This is a genomic window from Hymenobacter humi (genome assembly GCF_042665855.1).
GTDB lineage: Bacteria > Bacteroidota > Bacteroidia > Cytophagales > Hymenobacteraceae > Hymenobacter > Hymenobacter humi.
The window spans coordinates 1,136,857-1,158,123 of record NZ_JBHTEK010000001.1; the positions used below are offsets into that span (position 1 = coordinate 1,136,857).

18 protein-coding genes and 5 pseudogenes are annotated in these 21,267 nt (G+C 60.2%); 3 read left to right on the top strand and 20 right to left on the bottom strand.

Going from position 1 to position 21,267, the window contains the following annotated elements; all coding sequences use genetic code 11:
• Positions 1-12: 12 nt before the first annotated feature.
• Positions 13-465 (bottom strand): 50S ribosomal protein L13, encoded by a 453-nt coding sequence (rplM, locus tag ACFQT0_RS06420; protein WP_092670442.1) that lies wholly within the window; start codon positions 463-465, stop codon positions 13-15.
• Positions 466-674: 209 nt separating this feature from the next.
• Between rplM and ACFQT0_RS06425 the strand changes: the two genes are divergently transcribed.
• Positions 675-2,138: a hypothetical protein gene (locus ACFQT0_RS06425; protein ID WP_380201345.1), complete on the top strand. Its 1,464-nt coding sequence runs from the start codon at positions 675-677 to the stop codon at positions 2,136-2,138.
• A 7-nt stretch (positions 2,139-2,145) separates the two neighbouring features.
• Here ACFQT0_RS06425 and ACFQT0_RS06430 read toward each other — a convergent pair whose 3' ends face one another.
• The 7 genes and pseudogenes from ACFQT0_RS06430 to recA all read right to left on the bottom strand — a co-directional run bounded on the left by ACFQT0_RS06430 (position 2,146) and on the right by recA (position 7,066).
• The gene (locus tag ACFQT0_RS06430; protein ID WP_380201347.1) at positions 2,146-2,304 is read right to left on the bottom strand and encodes a hypothetical protein; all 159 of its coding nucleotides are present in this window, start codon (positions 2,302-2,304) and stop codon (positions 2,146-2,148) included.
• 14 nt (positions 2,305-2,318) lie between these two features.
• A complete protein-coding gene (locus tag ACFQT0_RS06435) occupies positions 2,319-2,858 on the bottom strand; it encodes an RluA family pseudouridine synthase (protein ID WP_380201349.1) in 540 nt (179 codons plus the stop codon).
• Positions 2,859-2,899: 41 nt separating this feature from the next.
• Positions 2,900-3,400, bottom strand: coding sequence for a sensor histidine kinase (locus tag ACFQT0_RS06440; protein WP_380205927.1), 501 nt, complete (start codon positions 3,398-3,400; stop codon positions 2,900-2,902).
• Positions 3,351-3,971 carry a histidine kinase dimerization/phospho-acceptor domain-containing protein gene (locus ACFQT0_RS06445; protein ID WP_380201351.1) on the bottom strand — a complete coding sequence of 207 codons (621 nt, stop codon included), beginning with the start codon at positions 3,969-3,971 and terminating at the stop codon, positions 3,351-3,353. The genes ACFQT0_RS06440 and ACFQT0_RS06445 overlap by 50 nt, the downstream gene beginning before the upstream one ends.
• Before the next feature lie 149 nt (positions 3,972-4,120).
• Positions 4,121-4,816 (bottom strand): response regulator transcription factor, encoded by a 696-nt coding sequence (locus tag ACFQT0_RS06450; RefSeq protein WP_380201353.1) that lies wholly within the window; start codon positions 4,814-4,816, stop codon positions 4,121-4,123.
• 240 nt (positions 4,817-5,056) lie between these two features.
• Positions 5,057-5,879, bottom strand: a pseudogene (locus ACFQT0_RS31560) (DUF3108 domain-containing protein).
• Positions 5,880-6,011: 132 nt separating this feature from the next.
• Positions 6,012-7,066 (bottom strand): annotated as a pseudogene (gene recA, locus ACFQT0_RS06465) (recombinase RecA).
• Between the two features lie 369 nt (positions 7,067-7,435).
• Here recA and ACFQT0_RS06470 point away from each other — a divergent pair.
• Positions 7,436-8,548 carry a hypothetical protein gene (locus tag ACFQT0_RS06470; RefSeq protein WP_380201359.1) on the top strand — a complete coding sequence of 371 codons (1,113 nt, stop codon included), beginning with the start codon at positions 7,436-7,438 and terminating at the stop codon, positions 8,546-8,548.
• Between the two features lie 120 nt (positions 8,549-8,668).
• Here ACFQT0_RS06470 and ACFQT0_RS06475 read toward each other — a convergent pair whose 3' ends face one another.
• From ACFQT0_RS06475 to guaB, 12 genes and pseudogenes are all read right to left on the bottom strand, one after another.
• Positions 8,669-9,226, bottom strand: coding sequence for a GNAT family N-acetyltransferase (locus tag ACFQT0_RS06475; RefSeq protein ID WP_380201361.1), 558 nt, complete (start codon positions 9,224-9,226; stop codon positions 8,669-8,671).
• A gap of 170 nt (positions 9,227-9,396) precedes the next feature.
• The gene (locus tag ACFQT0_RS06480; protein ID WP_380201363.1) at positions 9,397-9,822 is read right to left on the bottom strand and encodes a hypothetical protein; all 426 of its coding nucleotides are present in this window, start codon (positions 9,820-9,822) and stop codon (positions 9,397-9,399) included.
• Positions 9,823-9,918: 96 nt separating this feature from the next.
• A pseudogene (locus ACFQT0_RS06485) lies at positions 9,919-10,874 on the bottom strand (AAA family ATPase).
• A 101-nt stretch (positions 10,875-10,975) separates the two neighbouring features.
• On the bottom strand, positions 10,976-12,367 hold the full coding sequence (locus ACFQT0_RS06490; protein ID WP_380201365.1) for a peptidylprolyl isomerase: 1,392 nt from the start codon (positions 12,365-12,367) through the stop codon (positions 10,976-10,978).
• A 237-nt stretch (positions 12,368-12,604) separates the two neighbouring features.
• A pseudogene (locus tag ACFQT0_RS06495) lies at positions 12,605-15,045 on the bottom strand (peptidylprolyl isomerase).
• 248 nt (positions 15,046-15,293) lie between these two features.
• Positions 15,294-15,689, bottom strand: a complete 396-nt coding sequence (locus tag ACFQT0_RS06500; RefSeq protein WP_380201367.1) for an ATP-binding protein — start codon at positions 15,687-15,689, stop codon at positions 15,294-15,296.
• A 105-nt stretch (positions 15,690-15,794) separates the two neighbouring features.
• The gene (locus ACFQT0_RS06505) at positions 15,795-16,124 is read right to left on the bottom strand and encodes an STAS domain-containing protein (protein ID WP_380201369.1); all 330 of its coding nucleotides are present in this window, start codon (positions 16,122-16,124) and stop codon (positions 15,795-15,797) included.
• 15 nt (positions 16,125-16,139) lie between these two features.
• Complete coding sequence (locus ACFQT0_RS06510) at positions 16,140-16,646, bottom strand: PP2C family protein-serine/threonine phosphatase (RefSeq protein WP_380201371.1); 507 nt, start codon at positions 16,644-16,646, stop codon at positions 16,140-16,142.
• 44 nt (positions 16,647-16,690) lie between these two features.
• Positions 16,691-16,960, bottom strand: a pseudogene (locus tag ACFQT0_RS06515) (PP2C family protein-serine/threonine phosphatase); the annotation flags it as partial.
• Entirely contained in the window at positions 16,893-17,153 is a 261-nt protein-coding gene (locus tag ACFQT0_RS06520) for a hypothetical protein (protein ID WP_380201373.1), read from the bottom strand. The pseudogene ACFQT0_RS06515 and the gene ACFQT0_RS06520, both read right to left, overlap by 68 nt.
• Positions 17,146-18,192: a hypothetical protein gene (locus tag ACFQT0_RS06525; protein WP_380201375.1), complete on the bottom strand. Its 1,047-nt coding sequence runs from the start codon at positions 18,190-18,192 to the stop codon at positions 17,146-17,148. The genes ACFQT0_RS06520 and ACFQT0_RS06525 overlap by 8 nt, the downstream gene beginning before the upstream one ends.
• 229 nt (positions 18,193-18,421) lie before the next feature.
• Positions 18,422-19,900, bottom strand: a complete 1,479-nt coding sequence (gene guaB, locus ACFQT0_RS06530) for an IMP dehydrogenase (protein ID WP_380201377.1) — start codon at positions 19,898-19,900, stop codon at positions 18,422-18,424.
• A gap of 240 nt (positions 19,901-20,140) precedes the next feature.
• On the opposite strand from guaB, the gene ACFQT0_RS06535 reads away from it, so the two are divergent.
• Complete coding sequence (locus ACFQT0_RS06535; protein WP_380201379.1) at positions 20,141-20,992, top strand: oxidoreductase; 852 nt, start codon at positions 20,141-20,143, stop codon at positions 20,990-20,992.
• The last annotated feature ends 275 nt before the right edge of the window (positions 20,993-21,267 follow it).

Sequence of the window (21,267 nt, forward strand, 5' to 3'; positions counted from 1 at the left end):
AGCCGTCGTGGCTTACAGGTTTTTGAGTTCGATAGCTACGGGCTGCTGCGCCTCGTGGGGATGCTCGGTGCCGGCGTACACGTACAAGTTGCGGTACTGAGCCGAACCCAGCTTGTTGCCCTGCAGCATGCCTTTTACAGCGTGCTCGATGACACGACGCGAGTCGCGGTCCATCTGCTCGCGCACGGTGCGACGCTTCTGGCCACCGGGGTAGCCCGAGTGCGTGATGTAGACCTTCTCGGTCATTTTCTTGCCCGTTACGCGCAGCTTGTCGGCGTTGAGAACGATGACGTTGTCGCCGCAGTCCGAGTTGGGGGTAAACGAAGGCTTGTGCTTGCCACGCAGAATGTTGGCAATCTGCGAGCAAACGCGGCCCAGCGGGGCTACGCTGGCGTCTACGATAACCCAGCTCTTCTGGGCGTTGGCCTTATTGACGTGGGTCGTCTTGAAGCTCAGGTGGTCCATGAGTCGAAAAAAGGTATGCTAAACTATTGAATAAGAGTTCGAAGCCCCTACGGCTTCGGGAAAAACGGACACAAAGGTACTGATTTATGGGGAAATAGCCAAGCATGGACGAGTAGTTTTTCTCTCAGCACCTTAAGTTGAGCCAGCTTATATCGCTGCTTTGTAGCGGCCCAAGCAGTCCAGGCGTACTTTTGGGCCATTCGTCCCTTATGGATTCATCGGCTCTCATTCCTGATTCTACCGCTTCCGACCGTCGCGCCCGCTGGCTGCTGGCCGGTTTGCTGGGCTTATCAGTAGTGGTGGCCTTCCTCACGGAGAGCACCTACGATTCGGGCGACAGCATCAAGCATTTCCTGTTTGCGCGCGATGCCTTTCGGTACCCCATGAATTACCTCGATTCTTGGGCTAAGCCGTTGTTTACGCTGTTGTCCTCCGGGCCGGCACAGGCTGGGTTCATCGGCATGAAGCTGTTTCAGTGCGGGGTGGTGGCCCTGTCGGCGTGGTGCGCGTTTGTCGTGGCCCGGGCGCTGCGCCTGCCCGCCCCGGAACTGGCCATCGTCTTTGCCTATGCCGCTCCCGATTACTTCTACATTCAGTATTCGGGCCTGACCGAGCCGCTGTTTGGGCTGGTGCTGGTGGGCGCGGTGGCGCTGGCCGTTACCAACCGGCCCGGCTGGTCGGCCGCGCTCATTTCCCTGTTGCCCTTCGTGCGTTCGGAAGGGTTTATGCTGATTGGCATTTGGGCGGTGTACCTCGTTTGGGAGCGGAAATGGCGTTTCCTGCCGCTGCTGCTGTTGGGGTACGTCGTATTTAGTGCGGTAGGGGCGGTGGTGCTGGGGGAGCCCGGCTGGGTATTCGGGCACAACCCCTACAAGACGGTGTCGGTGTACGGGCACGGCGACTGGGACCATTTCTGGATTCATCTGCCCTTCCTATTGGGCCGGATATTTTGGGGCCTGGCCCTGATTGGCGGCGCACGCATGCTCTACGACTGCCTGCAGCCCGAGCGGCGCCAAGCCCCGCTTTTTCGCGCCGAGTTGCTACTGATTTATGGAAGCATCGTGGTGTTTGTCGGCGCCCACACCATCTTCTGGGCCAAAGGGCTGTTCAATTCCTTTGGCCTGACGCGGGTGCTCACCGTCACGGCGCCGCTCTTTGCCGTGGTGGCGCTCAACGGTCTCACCGGCGTATCGCAGATGGGCCAGACGCTGGCAGCGCGCTGGCGTATCCGCATCGCCATTGCAGCGGCGGTGGTCTTGTTTCCGGCCGTTGAGCCAGGCAGCGACTTTCCCTGGCAGCACGACTTCACCCGGCCACCCGACCAGCAAGTGGTGGAAAACGCCGCGGCCTGGATACGCAAGACCTACGGCCCGGCCTCGCGGCCCTTGGCGTACGAGTTTCCCTACGTGGCCGTGGCGACGCGCAACAACTTCTTTGACCCCAAAACCCACCCCGCCGTCGCCCTGAACCAAGACGGGCAGCTAATCTCACTGCCCGTGGGCGGGCTCCTGGTGTGGGACGACTGGTACACGCCCGTAGAGGGCCACGTGTATTTAGATAAAGTCCGCGCCGATTCCCGCTTCCGGCAGATGTGGCAGGATTCATTGCCGCGCCATCCGCAACGGCCCGAGCGCGACACCACCCGCATAATAGTGTTCGAGCGGGTGCGCTAAAGTTGAGCTATTGGTTCTGCCGCAAGGCTTCCACCAGCACCCGGAAGTCCTTCGGGTAAGGCGCCTCCACGGATATTTCCTCGCCTTGGAGGCCAGTAAACTGCAGTCGCATGGCGTGCAAAGCAAAGCGCTTGATGAAGGGCTGCTCTTCCTCGCCGGCCTTCATGTTGAACTTCTTCTTCAGGGATGAGAGGAAAAATCTTCCCCGCCATACAGCGTGTCGCCCACGATGGGCGCCTGCAGGTACATCAGGTGCAGGCGGATCTGGTGCATCCGGCCCGTGATGGGCTCACAGAGGATAAGTGAGTGGCGGGTGAAATTTTCGAGCGTGGTGAAGTGCGTTTCGGCCGCTTTGCCTTTGTAGGCGAGCCGGGCCTTGCCGCGCGTCGTGTTTTCGATGCTGCGTTCTACCACTTGGTTGTCGAACTGCGGGGTGCCCCACACCACGGCGTGGTACTGCTTTTTAACCTCGCGGTTCTCAAACTGCATGGCCAGGTGGCGGTAGGCTTCGGGAGTTTTGGCAAACGCCAGCGCGCCGCTGGTTTCGCGGTCAAGCCGGTGGGCCGCCTGAATGTCGTCGTAGTGTTGACGCGCCAGGCGCAGCATGTTGGGGGCGCCGCCCACCCGCTCGTCGAGCGTGGCCAAAAACGGCGGCTTGTTGACGACGAGGTAATCGTCGTTCTCAAAAATAACGAGGTCGGAAAAATCGGGAAGCTTCATAAGGAGTCCCAAAGGTACGGCTCCCTCCGCCGGACGTTCGCCTACCCCTTCGTTTCCACTCGGCCGCTTTTGGGCTTGCTCAACTTAAATTCCAGCGTGGTGCCTTCGCCCACGGTGCTCTTGACACGAATAGTGGACTTGTGGGCTTCCACAATGTGCTTGCTGATGGCCAGGCCCAGGCCCGACCCGCCCGATTCGCGCGAGCGACTTTTGTCGATGCGGTAGAAGCGCTCGAAAATGCGGCCCTGGTGCTCGGGGGCAATGCCGGCACCGTCGTCGCGCACGGAAATGCGCACCGAACGGCCGCTTTCCACCAGCGCCACCACCACCCGGCCGTGGTCGCGGCCGTACTTGATGGCGTTGTCAATCAAATTCACCAGCACCTGGCGAATGCGGTTGCGGTCGGCTACGACCTGAATGCCGGCTTCGGGCAGCACGGGTGGAAACAGCTGCAGGGCCGTGCCGCGTTGGGCCGCCTGCTGCTCCAGCAACTCAAAGATTTCCCAAACCAAGGTCACGATGTCGAAGCGCTGGCGGCGCATGCGCACCACGCCTTTTTCGAGCCTGGGCGATGGTGACCAGGTCCTGCACCAGCGCGTCGAGCGTGTCGAGGCTGGCGGCGGCTTTGCTCAGGAATTTGCGGCGGGTAGCCGGGTCAATTTCATTGTCCTCGTCGTCGAGAATGGTGTGCACGAAGCCCTGGGCCGCGAAAAGCGGCGTCTTCAATTCGTGCGACACGTCGGCCAGAAACTCGCGGCGCAGGGCCTGCAGCCGCACCAACTCGTCGAGCTCCTGCTGCCGGCGCTCGGCCATGAGCAGGATTTCGTCGCGCACGCGCTTCACCGGCTCTGGACGAAACAAGAACTTGTTGCTGAGCCGCTTGAACTCCTTGCGCTTGATGTGTTCCAGACCCGCGTAGATGCCGTTGATTTCCCGAAAAATCAGCGCTTCGAACGACAGATAGACCAGTAGAAAGCAGGCCGCCACCGTGATGCCCGCCGCCAAAAAGGCTTCCCGAAATTCCAGGGTGGGCACCAATCGGGCGTAGGTCGTGAGCACGCCCGCCACCAGCAGCGCTATGAGGATGGCAATGGTGCGCGAAGAGAGGTTCATTGCTGGAGTATTGAGTGTTGAAGGTTGAGTTTTGAATGGCCAGGGGTCATTCGCAGAGCTTGGAATGAGTTGTGAATCTGATTCGGCAGGGAGCCAGTCTCAATAATTTTCCAAAACTCAACATTCGACATTCAAAACTCAACCCTTCTTCAATCCGCGTTGAACTTGTAGCCCACGCCCTTAATGGTCTGAATGTGGTGCTCGCCCACTTTTTCGCGCACTTTGCGCACGTGCACGTCCACGGTGCGGGCCAGCACAAAGACGTCGTTGCCCCAGATGTTCTTGAGCAGCTCTTCGCGGCTGAACACCTTGTGGGGCGAGGCGGCCAGGAAAGCCAGCAGCTCAAATTCCTTCTTGGGAAGCGTGATTTTGCGGCCCTCCTGGTACACGGCAAACCCAGTGCGGTCGATGCGAAGCCCGTTGATGTCGATGGCGTCGACGGCGGCGTGGGGGTCTTGCTCGCGGCGCCGGACGGCGGCCAGGCGGCCAAGCAGGGCCCGGGGCTTGATGGGCTTGGCAATGAAGTCGTCGGCACCGGCTTCGAAGGCAGCCACTTCGGAGAATTCTTCGGCCCGGGCCGTGAGAAACAGGATGTAGGTATCCTTAAACTTGGGCTGCTCGCGCAGCAGGCGGCAGGCCGCAATGCCGTCGAGGTTGGGCATCATCACGTCGAGCAGGATGATGTCGGGCAGGAACTCGGCGGCGACCTCCAGGGCTTTGCGGCCGTCGCTGGCCGAGGCGGTCTGGTAGCCTTCCTTCTTCAGGTTGAACTCCAGCAGCTCAACAATGTCCGGGTCGTCATCGACCACCAGAATCTTGTACACGGGCGATTTAGGAGCAGTCACGGCGGTTAAGGGCTTAGGTGAAGCAGGACGTTCTGGGTGCAAAAGTACCGCTTCTTGGGCCCTGGCTATGTTACGTTTATGTGACCTGGGCCTGTGGCGGCAGAGCCAAGCTGCAAAGTCCTGGCAAAGCAAAAGCCCCGGCTCAATTCTGAGCCGGGGCTTTTGCTTATTTATCGATTAGCGATGAGAACAGGACCGCAGCCTGATTAGGCGTTTGTGCTCTGGCAGCGCTTAATTGAGCTAATTCACGATGTTGAGCCGCGACTTGAGGCCCTGGTACTTCACCATGTCCACCTTCACGGTGCCCACAAACATCTCGGCCTGGAACAGCACCGGAATCTTGTTGCGGTCGTCGGAGAGGTAGACGGAGATGGCGTTTTCGCCCCGAAACAGCTTGTTGTTGGGCATTTTGGGCACCAGCTTGAAGGCGCGAATATCGCCGGCTTTGGTTTCCACAATTTCGCGGCCTTTATACACCACCTCCAGCATGAAGTTGTCGCCGTCGAGGTAGCCCGGTACTTTGATGATTTCGCCTACCCGCATGCGGTCAAAGTTGAAGGTGCGCAGGTAGTAGAAGCCGCTCACCAGGCTCGAGGGTGTTGTTGGCGATTTTGATGGTGCTGCGCTTGGGCTTGTCTTTGCTGTGGTCCTGCACCTCGGCCAGGTCGTGAATGTGGTCGTAGTTCACGGTTTCCTTTTTGCGGTAGTTCTTCTCCGCAATGTCGCGGTGCGAGCGCACGGGCAGTATGCTGGTGGTGTCGATGTAGGCCCGCCACTGGTCGCGGATGCGCAGGAAATAGTCGAACGAGCCCGTGGTGCGGCCGCTCACGGTGGCTTTGTAGCAAGGCCGGTCGTTCACGCGCTCCAGGCTGCCGGCGGTTTCCACGGTGGCCTCGCCGCCGTTGATGAGGCCGTAGTGAACGGTGTACCGGATGACCTCGCCGCGCCCAAAGCTGGACTGCGGTATGTGCCGAACGGCATCGCCCGGGCCCAGGGCCATTTGAGCGCCCGCCAACATCAATACAAAAACAGGGGCAAGTAAGGAGAGCCAGCGGCGGTGCATAACCAGGAAAAGAATAGAAACTAAACCGGGCTTAGACAAACGGAGTGCCAGCCTAGGAGTTACCCAAATATAGGACGTAAAAAAGCCCGAAGCGGATTGCCTCGGGCTTTTTATTGTTCAGCTTCAGCTCGCTTACAGCGTGTCTTCGCCGTCCTCAACGATGGTCAGGTCCACGGGGATAACGTCCTCGTCGCCCTTGGCCATGGTGCGGATTTTGGTTTCGATTTCCAACGCCAGGCTCGGGGTTGTCGAGCAGCAGGGTTTTCACGGCTTCGCGGCCCTGGCCAATCTTGGTCTCGCCGTAGTTGAACCACGAGCCCGACTTGCCGATGATGCCCATGTCGACGCCAAGGTCCACAATCTCACCGACTTTCGAAATACCCTGGCCGTAGATGATGTCGAACTCGACCACCTTGAAGGGCGGCGCTACTTTGTTCTTCACCACCTTCACCTTGGTGCGGTTGCCGGTCACGTTGTCCTTGTCTTCCTTGATTTGGCCGATACGACGGATGTCGAGGCGCACCGAAGCGTAGAATTTCAGGGCGTTACCACCGGTGGTGGTTTCGGGCGAGCCGAACATCACGCCGATTTTCTCACGCAGCCTGGTTGATAAACACGCAGCAGCAGCCGGTCTTGTTGATGGTGCCGGTGAGCTTGCGCAGGGCCTGGCTCATGAGGCGGGCGTGCAGGCCCACTTTTGAGTCGCCCATGTCGCCTTCGAGTTCGCCTTTCGGCACGAGGGCGGCCACGGAGTCAATAACGATGATGTCGATAGCACCCGAGGAAATCAGCTGGTCGGCGATTTCGAGGGCCTGCTCGCCGTTGTCGGGCTGGGCAATGAGCAGGTTGCTGGTGTCGATGCCGAGTTTCTCGGCGTAGGATTTGTCGAAGGCATGCTCGGCGTCGATGAACGCGGCCATGCCGCCTTTCTTCTGCGCTTCGGCAATCATGTGCATGGTCAGGGTCGTCTTACCCGACGATTCCGGGCCGTAGATTTCAATCACGCGGCCACGGGGCACGCCGCCAATGCCCAGGGCAATGTCAAGCGAGAGCGACCCGGTGCTGATGCTCGGGATGTCGCCAACTTTGTTGTCGCTGAGCTTCATCACGGTGCCTTTGCCGTAGGCTTTGTCCAGCTTATCCAGCGTGAGCTGAAGGGCTTTCATTTTTTCGGCTGCGACGTTCATATCGCCTTTTTCAGCCTTTTCGACTTTTTCGGCTTTCGGGGCCATTTTGGTAGCTAGTGCCATGAGGGGGTGTTTATGAAAAAGGGATTACGTTTGGTAAAGTTAACGGTTTTGACCGGGTCGCAATCGAATAAAACTAATCCTCGGCAGAAACCGAAATAGACCCTTTTGCGGCGGCTTTTTCTAACACAGCACTTGTTGATTTCGTGCCGTTGGAAGCGGAAATATATGGTGAATTATCTAAAAATTTTAGTTGGCCTTGGCGTTGTGCTAATTACAGTGGGACAAGCGCGGGCGCAATTGGATAATCGCGCGTTTACGAGGCCGGAGCCCGGAGTTCTGCGGGACAGCTTGACACGGCCAGCGGAGGTGGCAACGTCAGCAATAGTTGATTCTACAGATATAGAAAAAGCAGAGGGTAGACAAGCCCATACATTCGAAAAGGGCGACGTCAGGGTTTCGCTCCAGGCCTTCACCTTCTTCAAAGACAACGAGTACTTCAACAAGATTATCGAGGGCTACACGCTTTACGGCACTCAGCTCAACCCGCAGCTTGTCTATTATCCCATCAAAGACCTGCGTCTGGAAGCCGGCGTGTTTCTGTGGAAAGACTTTGGCACCCCGGCGCTGCGGCAGGTGCGCCCCACGTTTCGCGCCACCTGGACCACCGGCAAGCAGCAGATAATACTGGGCAACATTCGGGCGCACCTCCACCACAATTACATTGAGCCAATGTTCAACTTCGAGCGGGTGATGCTGAATCCGCTGGAGGAAGGCATCCAGGTCCGCTACAACGGCACCCGGCTGCAGGTAGACCAGTGGGTGGACTGGCAGCGCCAGCAGTACCGCTACAGCAACTTTCAGGAAGAAGTGGCCGGGGGCTTGACCAGCAGCTACCGCGTCAGCCCCGATGGCAGCCGCTGGCACGTGGCCATTCCGTTTCAGTTCACGGCCATCCACAACGGCGGCCAGATTGATACCCTGGACCGGCCCCTCAAAACCGTCTTTAACGAGGCCCTGGGGCTGGAAGCGCGGTACAGCCTGGCCGGGCCGGACGTGCAGGCCGTGCGGTTCAACGGATACGTCCTTGGCTTTCAGGACTATTCCTTCACCAAGGGCCAGTATCCCTTCAGGAACGGCCGGGGCCTGTACCTGAACGGCACCCTCGAAACCCGCTACGTTGATGTGATGGTGAGCTACTGGCAGGGCTCGCGCTTCATCTCCCCACTCGGAGGCGACCTGTACCAGAGCGCCTCGCGCACGGTCTCGAACCCGGACTTTCTGGACCCAAAGCGCAAGTTTGTGATGCTGCGGCTGCTGCGCGACTTCCGCATCTCCGACGCGGCCGCGCTCACGGCCCGGGTTGAGCCACTGTTCGACCTCAATGCCCGGCTGCTGGACTACTCCTTTTCGATGTACCTGAATTTCCGACAGGAATGGCTGCTCGGCAACGTAGGCAAGCGCGGGCGTGTGGGGCAGTAAGACATTCGTGTGGGGCAGTAAGACATTCTAGAGCGGTTTACCTTAGAGCCTATCCAAACAGGCCGTCATGCTGAGCTTGTGCGGATACGCTCTTAAAGCACCGCCCGAAACCCCAGTCGCTTACTCCACTGCCTGGGGCCGCGCCAACACAAAGCGGCGGATGTTGCCCAACTCGTCGGAGTTGCGAAACCACAGCGGACGCTTGGGCTGAAGTTCGGGCACGAAGCCGGCGGCCCGCGCCACGGCCTGCCCCTTGGCGTTGTCGGTATAGCAGCGAATGAGCAGGCGTTGGCTGCCCAAGGCTTCAAAGCCAAAGCGTACGACTGCTGCCAGCGCCTCGCGGGCGTAGCCCTGGCCTTCGGCGCCGGCCGCCAGGTAGTAGCCGATTTCGGCCTGGCCCTTGTGTTGTGGCATGATGCAGATATCGCCGAGGTAAATGGCCGATACGCGGTGCCACATGCCAAACACGTAGAAGCGGCCCGTGCTCCAGTCGTCGGCAAAGGCAGCCAGGGCCGTGGTGGCATCGGCGGGTGCCTGCACGGCCTGGAGGCGGTCGGGAAAGGAGGCGTTAAAGCGGGCGCGGTCGCCGTTGAGCAGGGCGAAGAATTCGGGCGCGTCGGTCGGCTCGTAGGGGCGCAGGCAAAGGCGAGGCGTGAGCAGCGGAGTGCGAGGCAGCATGAATTCGCAGCAAGGATAAAGCCCGGGCGTAACGCTCGGCGAAAGGAATAAGAATAACAAGCCAGGCCGGCGTTTGGATTGGCTGTCCGGCCACAGCTTGGTACTCACGAATAAAAAAGCCGCCTCTGTAACACAGGGCGGCCTTTTCGTAAAAGCAGTTCTGGGACCTGCTATTTGTTGACGCCTTCGTACTGGCTGGGGCTACCCAGGGCCTGCTGCGTGCGCATCACGTTCACCTGCCGGGCGGCTTCGTTGAAAAACTCCAGGCGGCGGATGAGCATTTCCTTGGCCAGCACGCGGCCTTCGGGGGTGCGCATGGTGCCGCGCTTGTCGGCCAGCACGCGCTCCATGGCGGCCAGCGTCTGGCCCTCGTGCTTCATAAACTGCTGCTGAAACTCGGCCAGCCGCGCCACGCCGGTCGTCGTGAGCACGAAGTCCTCACCTGCGCCTTGGTTCAGCACCTCGCACAGCACGTACACCTCGATGGGCAGGCTGGTTGCGAGGGCGGTAGTGCGCAGGTCGAGGCCGGCGGCCAGGGCGTCGAGAATAATGCGCACGTTGCGCTCAAATTGCTGGTAGTAGGCTTGGGCTTCCATTCTTGATTTAATGAAGAATGAAGAATGAGGAATGAAGAATTACGGAACGGCTAAGTTGAGCCAATTCTTCATTCCTCATTCCTCATTCCTCATTAATTAAAGTAACTCTTTGACAATCTGCTCCACGTTGATGCCTTCGGCTTCGGCCTTGAAGTTGCGCACCAGGCGGTGGCGCAGAATGGGCACGGCCACGGCGCGCACGTCCTCGATATCGGGCGAGTACTTGCCGTTGAGCAGGGCGTTGCACTTGGCCCCCACAATGAGGTGCTGCGAGGCACGAGGCCCTGCTCCCCACTCCAGCAGCTGGGTGGCGCGGGGGCGGCGCGCTCGGTGCTGGGGCGGGTTTTGTGCACGAGGCTCACGGCGTATTCCACCACGTTGTCGGCCACGGGCACGCGGCGCACCAGCTCCTGAAACGCCTGAATATCGGCCGCGTGCAGCACCTTGTTCACGGTGGGCTTGTGGTCCGAAGTGGTTTTCTTGACGATGTTCAGCTCCTCGGCGTAGCTCGGGTAGCCTAGCTCAATATTGAACATGAACCGGTCAAGCTGGGCTTCGGGCAAGGGGTAGGTACCTTCCTGCTCGATGGGGTTTTGGGTGGCCAGTACGAAGAACGGGCGTGCCAATGGGTAGCGCTGCCCGGCCACCGTCACGGCGTATTCCTGCATGGCCTCGAGCAGGGCGGCCTGCGTTTTGGGCGGCGTGCGGTTGATTTCGTCGGCCAGAATGATGTTGGCAAACACGGGGCCCTTCACAAAGTGGAAGTCCCGCTGCTGGTTCATGGTTTCCGAGCCCACGATATCGGACGGCATCAGGTCGGGCGTGAACTGGATGCGGTTGAACGACAAGTCCAACGAGTCGGCAATGGTTTGAATCAGCAGGGTTTTGGCCAGCCCGGGCACGCCCACGAGCAGGCTGTGGCCCTGCGAAAACACAGCGGTAAGCACCAGCCGCACCACTTCGTCCTGGCCCACGATGACCTTGCCAATTTCCTGGCGCAGCTTCTGGAAGGAGGCGGCCAGGGCGTCGGCGGCTTCTTTGTCGTTCATCATGAGCGGGTTGTTGTCAGTTTGGGGTTGTCAGGGGTAGTGCAAGCGACTCGAAGTGCCGCCGTGAGCACAAACTAACAACCGGCCCCGAGCACTGACAACAACTATTTGGTTGCCACGTCCAGCACCTTGCACTGGGCGTATTCCGGGGCAATTTCCAGGTATACCGTGCCACGGTTCTGCAGAAACCACTCGTCGAGCGCTTTGTTGCGCTTCTCGTTGAGGGCGGCGGCGGCAATCTTCTGGTAGTCTTCCTGCATGTTGGCCTGGTGGGGCGGGGTGTTCGATTTCAGCCACAGAATGCGCATGGCGTCCTTGCCGTCGTCGGTGCGGTAGGGCAGGGGCGGAGTGATGCGGCCCACCTTCATGGTGTCGATGGTGAAGAACACAGCCGGGTCGAGCTTGTCGAGGGGCAGGCGGGTGCCGCCGTCCTGACGGTTCTGGAGCAGGCCGCCGTTGCCGCCGGTGATTTTATCGGAAGAGAATTCCTTGGCTGCTTTGGCAAAGCTGATGCTGTCCGACAGGATTTGGCGGCGCAGCTTGGTCAGGGTTTTGGCAGCCTCGCCCGCATCGGCCGAGCCGGTTTCGGGCTTGAGCAGAATGTGGCGCGTGGAGTACGTGTTGCCCTTGCGCTCAATGAGCTGGATGAGGTGAAAGCCAAATTGCGACTGCACCACTGGCGACATCTGGCCCGGCTCCAGCTTCCTCGCAGCCGCTTCGTACTCCGGTACCAGCTCGCCGCGCCCGAAAAAGCCGAGGTAGCCGCCTTCTTTGGCCGAGCCCGGGTCTTCGGAATACTTCTTGGCCAGGGTGGCGAAGTCGGCCCCGCCCTGAATCTGGCCCCGCAGGTCGTTGAGCTTGGCCAGGGCGGCCTGCTTGGCTTTCTCGTTTACCTGAGCTGGAATTATAATCTGACCCACTTCCACCTCGGTGCTGAAGTAGGGCAGGCTGTCCTTGGGCACCCGGCTGAAATATTGAGCTACTTCGCGCGGAGTCACGGTCACCTTGCCGGTGATGGTTTCCTGCATTTTCTGCTGCGTGAGCTGGTCTTTAACCTGGGGGCGCAGGTCGTCTTTCAGCGTCTTGATGGGTTTGTTGTACTGCTCTTCGAGGCGCTTTTCAGAACCGATTTGCTGCACGAAGTAGGCCATGCGGCGGTCTACCTCGCTGTTCACCTGCTTGTCCTCCACCGTCACCGAGTCGACTTCGGCACGCGCCAGCATCAGCTTGTTGAGCACCAGGCTTTGCAGGATTTTGCACTTGAAGTCCGGAGGCAGCGGCTTGCCTTCGGCGCGGGCTACTTCCTGGGCATAAATGTTCTCGACGTCGGACTGCAGCACAATCTGGTTATCGACCTTCACCACAATGCCGTCCAGCAGCTGCTGGCCTTTGGGCCGGGTGATGCCCAACTGGGCGTGGGAAGCGGGCGCAAAGCCCAGGAACAGCAGCAACGTAAGCAGGGCCAACGCCGCAGCGCGATTCACTTTAACAAGCATAGAGTAGGTATATAAAGCCCATCGGACAAGGGCCGGGGCTTGAGCCGTTCTCGCACAACGCGCGAACGAGCTCACAAATTTCACGATAAATCCGTTGGCAGACAAAAACAAGGAGCGCGGCCCGGAAGGTTGCAGAAGCCGTCAATGAAGAAGGAGGAATGAGGAATGAGGAATGAGGAATTGTGGGCGAACAATTCCTCATCCTTCATTCCTCCTTCATTCCTCCTTCTTCATTGCTTATTTGGTGATGAGCTTGTTGACTTCGGCCTCGTTCACCTTCACGGGGCGGGCGGTGCGCAGCTCGTTTATCCACTCCTTTTCCAGATACGTCTGGTAGTCGGAGGTGGCCTGGCCGCGGGCCTCGGCCAGCGTCTTGGGGCCGGCGGGCAGAATCTTGTCGATGGTTACGGTGTAGTAGCGGCCATCTTTTTCGACCTTGTAGGTGCCCGGGCCTTTGCTCGTCAACTCATCCACCACCTTGTTATCGCCTTTCTGAAACAGCTTCTGGCTGATTTGTACCGCCAGCGGGTTTTTGGCGTTGAAGCGCTGCTCAATGGCAACCGGGTCGCTGGTAAAGGCCCTTACCAGCACAACGTTCGCCATTGCTTTGCCTGCGCGGTTGCCAGCCATGACGTTCGTCCCAATAAGGTTCGCCTTTGCCCCTTTACCCAACAAATAGGACTGAATGCGGGTAATACGCTGCCCCGCCAGGCCAGCTGTTGTCGTGGCAGTTGTTTGCCCGCTAAACATGACAAACAAAGTCGTATCCGAACGCATCAGACTGGCAAGCCTGTTCAACGACTCCGTGCTGGCGGGGGTGAGTGTGGCCGTGCCGGGCTTGAAACTCAGGGAAGCCGGGACTCCTTGCGTTTTAGGCAAGATGCTCCGAGCTGTTCCAGTGGAGACTATTCCTTGTGCCGTGCGCCGGGTCGTTGAGGTCGGTTTGATAAAATACGAGCTAACCTCGGTTCGCAAGGCCGGCGTCGCGGCGCTAATTACGGTGGCCTGCACGCGCTGGTCCCACTGGTACTTGGCCTGGTTGGCGGCGAAGTACTTCTTCAGGCCTACGGTGTCTTCAATGGCCTTGCTCCACACTTTCTCGTCCATCAATTGGAAGAGCAGGATGCCGTCGCGGTACTCTTTCACGAGCATGCGGTAGTCTTCGTACTTGTTTTCGAGGCTGTTTTTCTCGAACTCGGTCAGGGACTGCTCCACGTACTGGTCGTAGAGCTGCTGCATGGCAAACGAAGGCTGGGCGCCGGTGCGCGGGCGCTGGTTCTGCTGCGCAAACGTGAGGAAATCCTTCACCGCGTAGGGCTTGCCCATGATGGTAAACAGCGCCGAGTTGTCGTTGGCGGCACCTTTGCCGGCCTTAGCCACCGTGGTAGGCGCAGCGTACTTGAAGCGGCCGGCCACCAGGGCCGTATCGGCTTTGCTGAAGGCGTAGGCTTTCGCAGCCGGAATTTCCACAAACTGGTCTTCCTTGCGCACGCGCTTCAGGAAGGCGGCTTTGTTGAGCTCCGAGCGGGAGTCCTTGGATACCTTGCTTTTCAGCGTGGCTTCCAGGTCGGCAAATTTGGGAATGGGCTGTTTTTCAATCAGCTTGATGATGTGCCAGCCGTAGGGCGTCTGCACGGGCGCGGCGATGTCGCCGGGCTTTTGCAGCTTGAAGGCCACTTCCTCAAAGGAGGGAATCATGCGGCCGGTGCCGAAGGGCGGCAGTTCGCCCCGTTGGCCGCCGAGCCGGCATCTTCCGAAAATTGAGCCACGAGCTTGTCCCAGTTTTCGCCTTTCTTCAGGCGGTTGTACAGCTCGTCTACCTTCTTCTTGGCGGTGAGCGAATCGGACTTGGGCGCGTTGGCGTTCATCCGAATCATGAGGTGGGCCACCTTGATTTCACCCTGGGCCGCGCGCCGGTCGTTGACCTTGATGAGGTGGTAGCCGAAGCGCGTGCGGATGGGCGCCGATACCTGCCCCACGGGCGTGGTGTAGGCGGCCGACTCGAACGGGTACACCATCTGCATGGCCGTGAAGTAGCCCAACTTACCCGCGTTTTCCCGGGCCGAAGGGTCTTCGCTCAGCTGGCTGGCCAGTTGGGCAAAGTCGGCCCCGCCCGCCGCTTTCTCGCGGATGCTTTGAATCTTCTGGTAGGCCGCCAGTGTGTCCTGCGGGGTGGCATCGGGCGCCACGCGCACGAGGATGTGCGAGGCGTTCACCTCCTGGCTCATGCGGTCGTAGGCTTCGCGCACCAGCTGGTCGGTCACGCTTTTCTCCGTCAGGTAGGGCTGCGAGAGCTGCTGGCGGTAGCCCTCCAGTTCGCGCTTGAAGGCCTGCGTGGTATCGAGGCCCCGCTGCTCGGCTTCCAGCACCTTGAGCCGGAAGTTGGTGTACAGGTCCAGGTAGTCGGTCACGCTCTGGCGGGTGCCGTAGTCGGGCGCCGAGGCGTTGTTCTTGCGGTACACGTAGGCAAACTCGTTGGCCGGCACCGGGTACGTGCCCAGCATTTCGACGGCCGGGCCCGTGGCGGTAGCAGCCACAGAGCCCGAGGTAGCCGTTTTGGAAGCCTGGCAGCCAGCCAGCAGGGTAACAGCGGCCGCGCCGCCGTACAGAATGCGTTTGTGCATATAAAAAAGAAGAGACGATGGCGACCAGCTAGAAGAAGCCAGCCGCACGGGCATAAAATTACCGATGCGAAATTAACTATTTTCCGAAGGTAACGGACCGCACCAAGTTGCGGCCCCAAATCCGGAAAACAAGCGCCGCTTTTGCGCCTAAACCGGTTTTAAACAAAGAAAGATTCCTATACTACGTAAAGCAGAAGCCCCGCCGCCTGCAATTCAGGCGGCGGGGCTTCTGCCAATAAAGCAGGAACGTCCGGAAGGCATCGACGCAATGCGGAGCAGCCTGCGCTACGCCAGGTGCTTGCTCAGGTGGCACACCGTATGGTTGCCGCGGGTAAAAACTCCACCCGGTCCATCAGCCGGTTCACCAGGGCCATGCCCATGCCGCCCTTGCGCCCCTGGCGGATGTAGGCGCGCAGGTCGGGGCTTTGGTGGGGCTCGGGCAGGAAAATGGTGTCGCCGTGGTCGGCAATTTCCACGTTCAGGTCGTGCTTGTCGAAGGTAAGCTCGAGGTCCAGGAACTGGGTTTCGTCCTCACCGTTGGCATGGATGATGAAATTGGCCACCACCTCGTCCACGGCCAGCACCACCTGGTTTACGGTGATATCGGGCAGGTTGAGGCTGCTCAAGTAGTTCCGCACGAAGTCACGCACCTGCTGGAGGTGGCTGCGTGAACAGGCAATGCGGAGTCTGGACTTCACTTCGAAGGTTTTGAATGTTGCGTTTTGAATGTTGAGTGAATGTGCCGAGCAAGAGGAAGGACGATGAAATCCTGGTTAGCTCAACCTTCAACCTTCAACCCTTTTTTAAGCGGCTTCGGCTTCGGTGGCGCTCGGAACGATGGTCATCAGCGCGTCGAGGCCCAGGATTTCAAATACGTTAAATACTTTTTCCTGCATGTTGAAAAACACGAGCTTCACGTTGGCATCCTGGAAGCGCTGCAGGTGCGAGATGAACACGCCCAGGCCAGCCGAAGAAATATAGCTGAGCTTGGCGCAATCGATGAGCACCTTGCGGTAGTCGAGGATGTCGGGCTTAGCCAGCTCAGTATCAAGTACAATGGCGGAGCTAGCGTCCAGTTCACCGTCCAGCAGGAGGGTGAGGGTATCGGCGGAGGGTTGAGCGGTAACTTTCATAGTGGTGTCGATACGTCAGGCCAATGGCAGGGGTTGAGCCGACTTGAATTTAATGACGAGCAGGGTCTGGTCGTCGTGGATGGGGTGGCCGTGGGTAAAGGCGTTCAGGTCTTTTAAAATAAAGGCCTTAATCTCCTCGGCGTTATGGTAGTAGCTCTCTTCCAGCCGCTGCTTGAGCCGGTCTTCGCCGTACTCGTCGGTGCCGTTGCCGCCGCGGGCCTCCACGATGCCGTCGGTGTAAATCACCATCACGTCGCCGGGGCTGTAATCGTAGAACTGGTTTTTGATGTGCTTCTCGTAGGTTTCGTTCCGAATAATGCCCAGGCCGAGGCCCGTCGATTCGAAGTAGAACACCTCCTCGCGCAGGGCGTGGTAGTACAGCGTGTGGCAGTGCCCGGCGCGGGCAAACACGAAGCCGCCCTGCTCGTAGTCAATGATATAGAGCGAGGACGTGATGAACGACGACTTCTCCAGGCAGTGCGTGAGGGCGGTGTTGGCCTGGGCCATGAAGCGGCTGGGCACCGGGAATTTGTCGCGCTCGTTCTTCGCCAGGGGTTTTCCTGCATCAGCGAATGGAAAATCCCTTTCATCTGGGCCATGTGGAAGGCCGCCGTCACGCCCTTGCCGCTCACGTCGCCGATGATGACGGCCAGCCGCCGGCCGGGCAGGTGCAGGAAGTCGTAGAAGTCGCCGCCCACTTCTTTGGCCGCCAGCGAGTGCGAGCTGATTTCAAACCAGTTGTCGGTGGGCAGGTCCTTCGGGATGAGGCTATCCTGCACCTGAGAGGCGATTTTCAGCTCTTCCTGGGTGCGCTGGTTTTCCAGCGACGTGCGCACCAGGCTCCAGGTTTTCGATGCTGAGCACTGCCTGGCTCGTGAAGGTCTGCAGAATGCTGAGGTCTTCGCGGTCGAAGGTGTGCGGCTCGGCCTTGAGGAGGTGGAGCATGCCGTAGTCGTAGTGCAGCCCGCGCAAGGGCAGCTGCAGCAGCGAGCGGAAGGCCTGTGGTATTCCTGCAAACCCCTCACGCAAATTCAGGTCGTTGGTAATGAATTCGCCTTCGGGCAGGCTCGTGGGCTTTCAGGCGCTCGCGCAGGGCTTCGGCTTGCTCGGGCAGCAGGTTGTGGTAGTAGGTGGAGTCGGCCGCGTCCAGGCCGGTATGGCCGGGGGCCAAGTCGAGCCACGCCGCTTCGGCCTGCACGGTTTGCACCGCCGACTCCAGCAAAATGCTGTAAACTTCCGCCGAGGTCTGGCCTCGCTGGATGATTTGGGTCAGGCGCTGCAGGCGCAGGATTTCATTCCGCCGCTGGTCTATAATATCGGCAATGGGCATGTTGAAAAACGTCACCAGCAAGCCCATGAAGGCATAGAAAGCCGAGAAGAAAGCCGTGAGCAGCAAAAATGCGTACTGCGGCTGCGGGGCAATGAGCTGCGGGTCGACCTGCGTGAGGCGGAAGTACTGCACAAAGACCAGCACCCCGAACAGCAGGGCGGCTTGCAGCAGCACGGCGTTCCACTTGTCGCGCTGGCTCAGGTAAGCCACCCATTTCTGGTGCCCGCTGAGGTAGATGCCATACAAGCCAAGCAGCACCACTATCGGAATGCCGATGTAGTTGGGCGGGTTGAGCCCCACCAGGCGGAACAACAGCGTAGCGCCCAGCGCCAGCTCAAACAGCGTCCACTCGCGCTGCAGCCGGGCCGAGGAGCGGAACAGCACCAGCGCCCGCCAGGCGTAGTTGGTGCGCGCCAGAAAAACAACGAACAACCCCAGGTTGAGGGTGTAGATGCTGGTGAAAAACAGGCTGTTGCCGCTGAAAACCGGCTCGTCTTTGGCCGCCCGCTCCAGCAGGTGCAGGGCCACGCAGCCCAAGGCCAGCAGGCCCGGTCCCAGCAGCAAGCGCCGCAGCAGTTTTACAAAGGCCTGGCCCTCCAGCGGCGAAGGCTGGTAGCGGTAGTACAGGAAAACGGCAAGCACAAAAATGGCTTGCGTGAGCTGGGTGGTCCACTCCGGCCAGGTGCCCAGCCACGGGCCCGCCCCCGAGTGGCTAAGCGCACTAAGCAGCAGCAGCACCCAACTAAGCAGGCTAAGGGGCAGCAGGAGTGATAGTAAGCGTTTAGGCACAGAAGAAACAAGGAATAACACAAGCGCACCAGCCCGCCGCGTCTCGAAAGACACTCAATCGGCGTGCAAGATACAATCAGCTATGCCAAATTAACTCAGCTTTTTCCGGGCAGGCCCGGCCCGGGCAACTTCAGCCGTAGCCGACGTTGCCCGGGGGTAAAAGCTGGGCGCGGTGTGCTTAGCGGCTCGAGTAGTTGGGGGCCTCGCGGGTGATTTGCACATCGTGCGGGTGCGACTCGCGCAGGCCGGCGCCGGTAATGCGCACAAACTGCGCGGCTTGCAGCGCCTCCATGTTGGCCGCGCCCACGTAGCCCATGCCGGCGCGCAGCCCGCCCGCCAGCTGATATATCACCTCCGAGACGTTGCCTTTGAAGGGAACGCGGCCCACAATGCCTTCAGGCACCAGCTTCTTCACGTCGTCTTCGGCGTCCTGGAAGTACCGGTCCTTACTGCCGTCTTCCATAGCTTCTACCGAGCCCATGCCGCGGTACGATTTGTACTTGCGGCCTTCGTAAATAATCAGCTCGCCAGGGGCTTCCTCGGTACCGGCCAGCAGCGAGCCCACCATCACGGCGGCGGCGCCGCCGGCCAGGGCCTTCACCACGTCGCCGGAAAACTTGATGCCGCCGTCGGCCACCAGCGTCACGCCGGTGCCTGCCAGCCCACGGGCCGCTTCGAGCACGGCCGAAAGCTGCGGCACCCCAATGCCTGCAATGATGCGCGTGGTGCAGATGGAGCCGGGCCCCACGCCCACCTTCACGCAGTCGGCCCCGGCATCGGCCAGGGCACGGGCCCCGGCGGCGGTGGCCACGTTGCCGGCCATCACGTCGAGGGTCGGGTAAGCGGTTTTGATGGCGCGCACGGCATCCATCACGCCCTTGGAGTGGCCGTGGGCGGTATCGAGGCTCACGATGTCGACGCCGGCTTCGACCAGGGCGGCGACGCGCTGGAGCAGGTCGGGCGTGACGCCGACGGCGGCGCCCACGCGCAGGCGGCCTTTGCTGTCCTTGCTCGCGTGTGGGGAGCGGCGGCGCTTACGAATGTCTTTGTACGTCATCAGGCCCGCCAGGCGGCCCTGGCTGTCCACCAGCGGCAGCTTGTCCACTTTGCTGTCGGTGAGGAGCTGTTCGGCGGTGGCCTGGTCGATGCCGGCCGGGGCGGTCACCAGGTTGGCCAGCGGAATCATGACGGTGGTCACGGGCCGGGCCAGGTCGGTTTCGAAGCGCAGGTCGCGGTTGGTGAGGATGCCTTGCAGGCGGCGGTCGTCAGTGACGATGGGAATGCCGCCGATGCCGTGCTTGCGCATCAGCTGCCGGGCATCGGCCAAGGTGGCGGTAGGTGCCAGGGTGAAGGGGTCCTGAATCAGGGCCGACTCGCTGCGCTTGACCCGGCGCACCTGCTCGGCCTGGGCCTTGATGGACATATTCTTGTGAATAATGCCCAACCCACCTTCCTGAGCCAGCGCGATGGCCATCTCGGCCTCCGTGACGGTGTCCATGGCCGCCGAAATAAGCGGGGTGTGCAGCCGGATGTTGAGGGTGAGGCGGGTGCCGGTGTCGCAGTCTCGGGGCAGCACCTCGGAGTACGCCGGGAGCAGCAGTACGTCGTCGTAGGTCAGGGCCTCGAAGGCAATTTTGGGGGTTGCGGAATCCGCCATAGCAAAAGGGGTTGGGGGTAAGGGCCTTTTGCCAGGCAAAGGTACAGCGGGAAGTTGGGTTCAGCTTTGGCTCAACTCTGCCCTACAGGAAGAACTGGTGATTTTTAAAGAGATTTTTGCCAGGACTCGGGGCCGGCTGGGCACCCGATGCCCGGCCGGATGGAGCCTGTCTCGGCAGTCTACCCAAACAATTCATCCCCGGCATCCGTCTTACCGGCTCCCCATTTACAGTAAGCTCTTATGTCTGATTCAACCTCCCAAACCTGGTTTATCACCGGGGCCTCGTCGGGCTTCGGCGAAGCCTTGGCTACTTACGTGCTCGAACAAGGCGGCCGCGTGGTCGCGACCTTCCGCCAGCCCAAGCAGGCCGAAGAATTTACGGCCCAGGAACCCGGCCGCACCTTGGGCGTGGTGTGCGACGTGACCAACGAACCCCAAGTGAAAACCGCCGTAGCCGATGCCATTGCCCACTTCGGTCACCTCGATGTGGTGGTAAACAACGCCGGCTACGGCTCCATGGGCAGCATCGAGGAAGTGCCCGCCGAAGAAGTCCAGCGGCAGTTCGACGTGAACGTGTTTGGCGCGCTGCACGTGCTGCGGGCCGTGCTGCCGCACCTGCGCGAACGCCGGTCGGGCCACATTCTCAACATCACGAGCATCGGCGGACTACGGGCTTTCCCCGGCGTGGGCGTGTACAACGCCTCCAAGTTTGCGCTCGAAGGCATTGGCGAAAGCCTGTCGCTGCAGCTGGCGCCCCTGGGCATCCACGTCACCAATATTGAGCCGAGTGGCTTCCGCACCAAGTGGGCCGGCGAGTCGGCCACCATCGCCAACACCCAAATCGACGATTATCAGTCGACGGTGGGCGAAAACCTGCGCAGCATTCAGGGCTACAGCGGCCGCCAGCCCGGCGACCCGGTGCGCGCCGCCAAAGCCATGTACGACGTGGTACAGCTGGAAAACCCGCCCCTGCATCTGCCCCTGGGTAAAGCCGCGGTAAAGGGCGCCCGCGACAAATTCGCCAACCTGACCAAAGAGCTGGAGCAGTACGCCGCAATCGGCGAGGCGGCCGATTTTCCCGCCGGCGAGTAGCCAAACTCCTCCTTTTTTAAGGAGGGGACGCTCAACTGCCAAGTTGAGCTGGGGTGGTTGCCCTCGTTGAACGACACCCGAACGACTGGCAGCAGAACGGCGCAGTCAGCCTCATTTGGGTGTCGCTCAACGGCTCAACCACCCCAGCCGGCGCTTCGCGCCAGCGTCCCCTCCTCAACTGAGGAGGGGAGTTTGCCGTTCTTGCGTGTTCATATATTTCGCCCATGCCCCTTTCTGCCAACGATTACGTAGCCACCTCCTGGGAAGACCTGCAG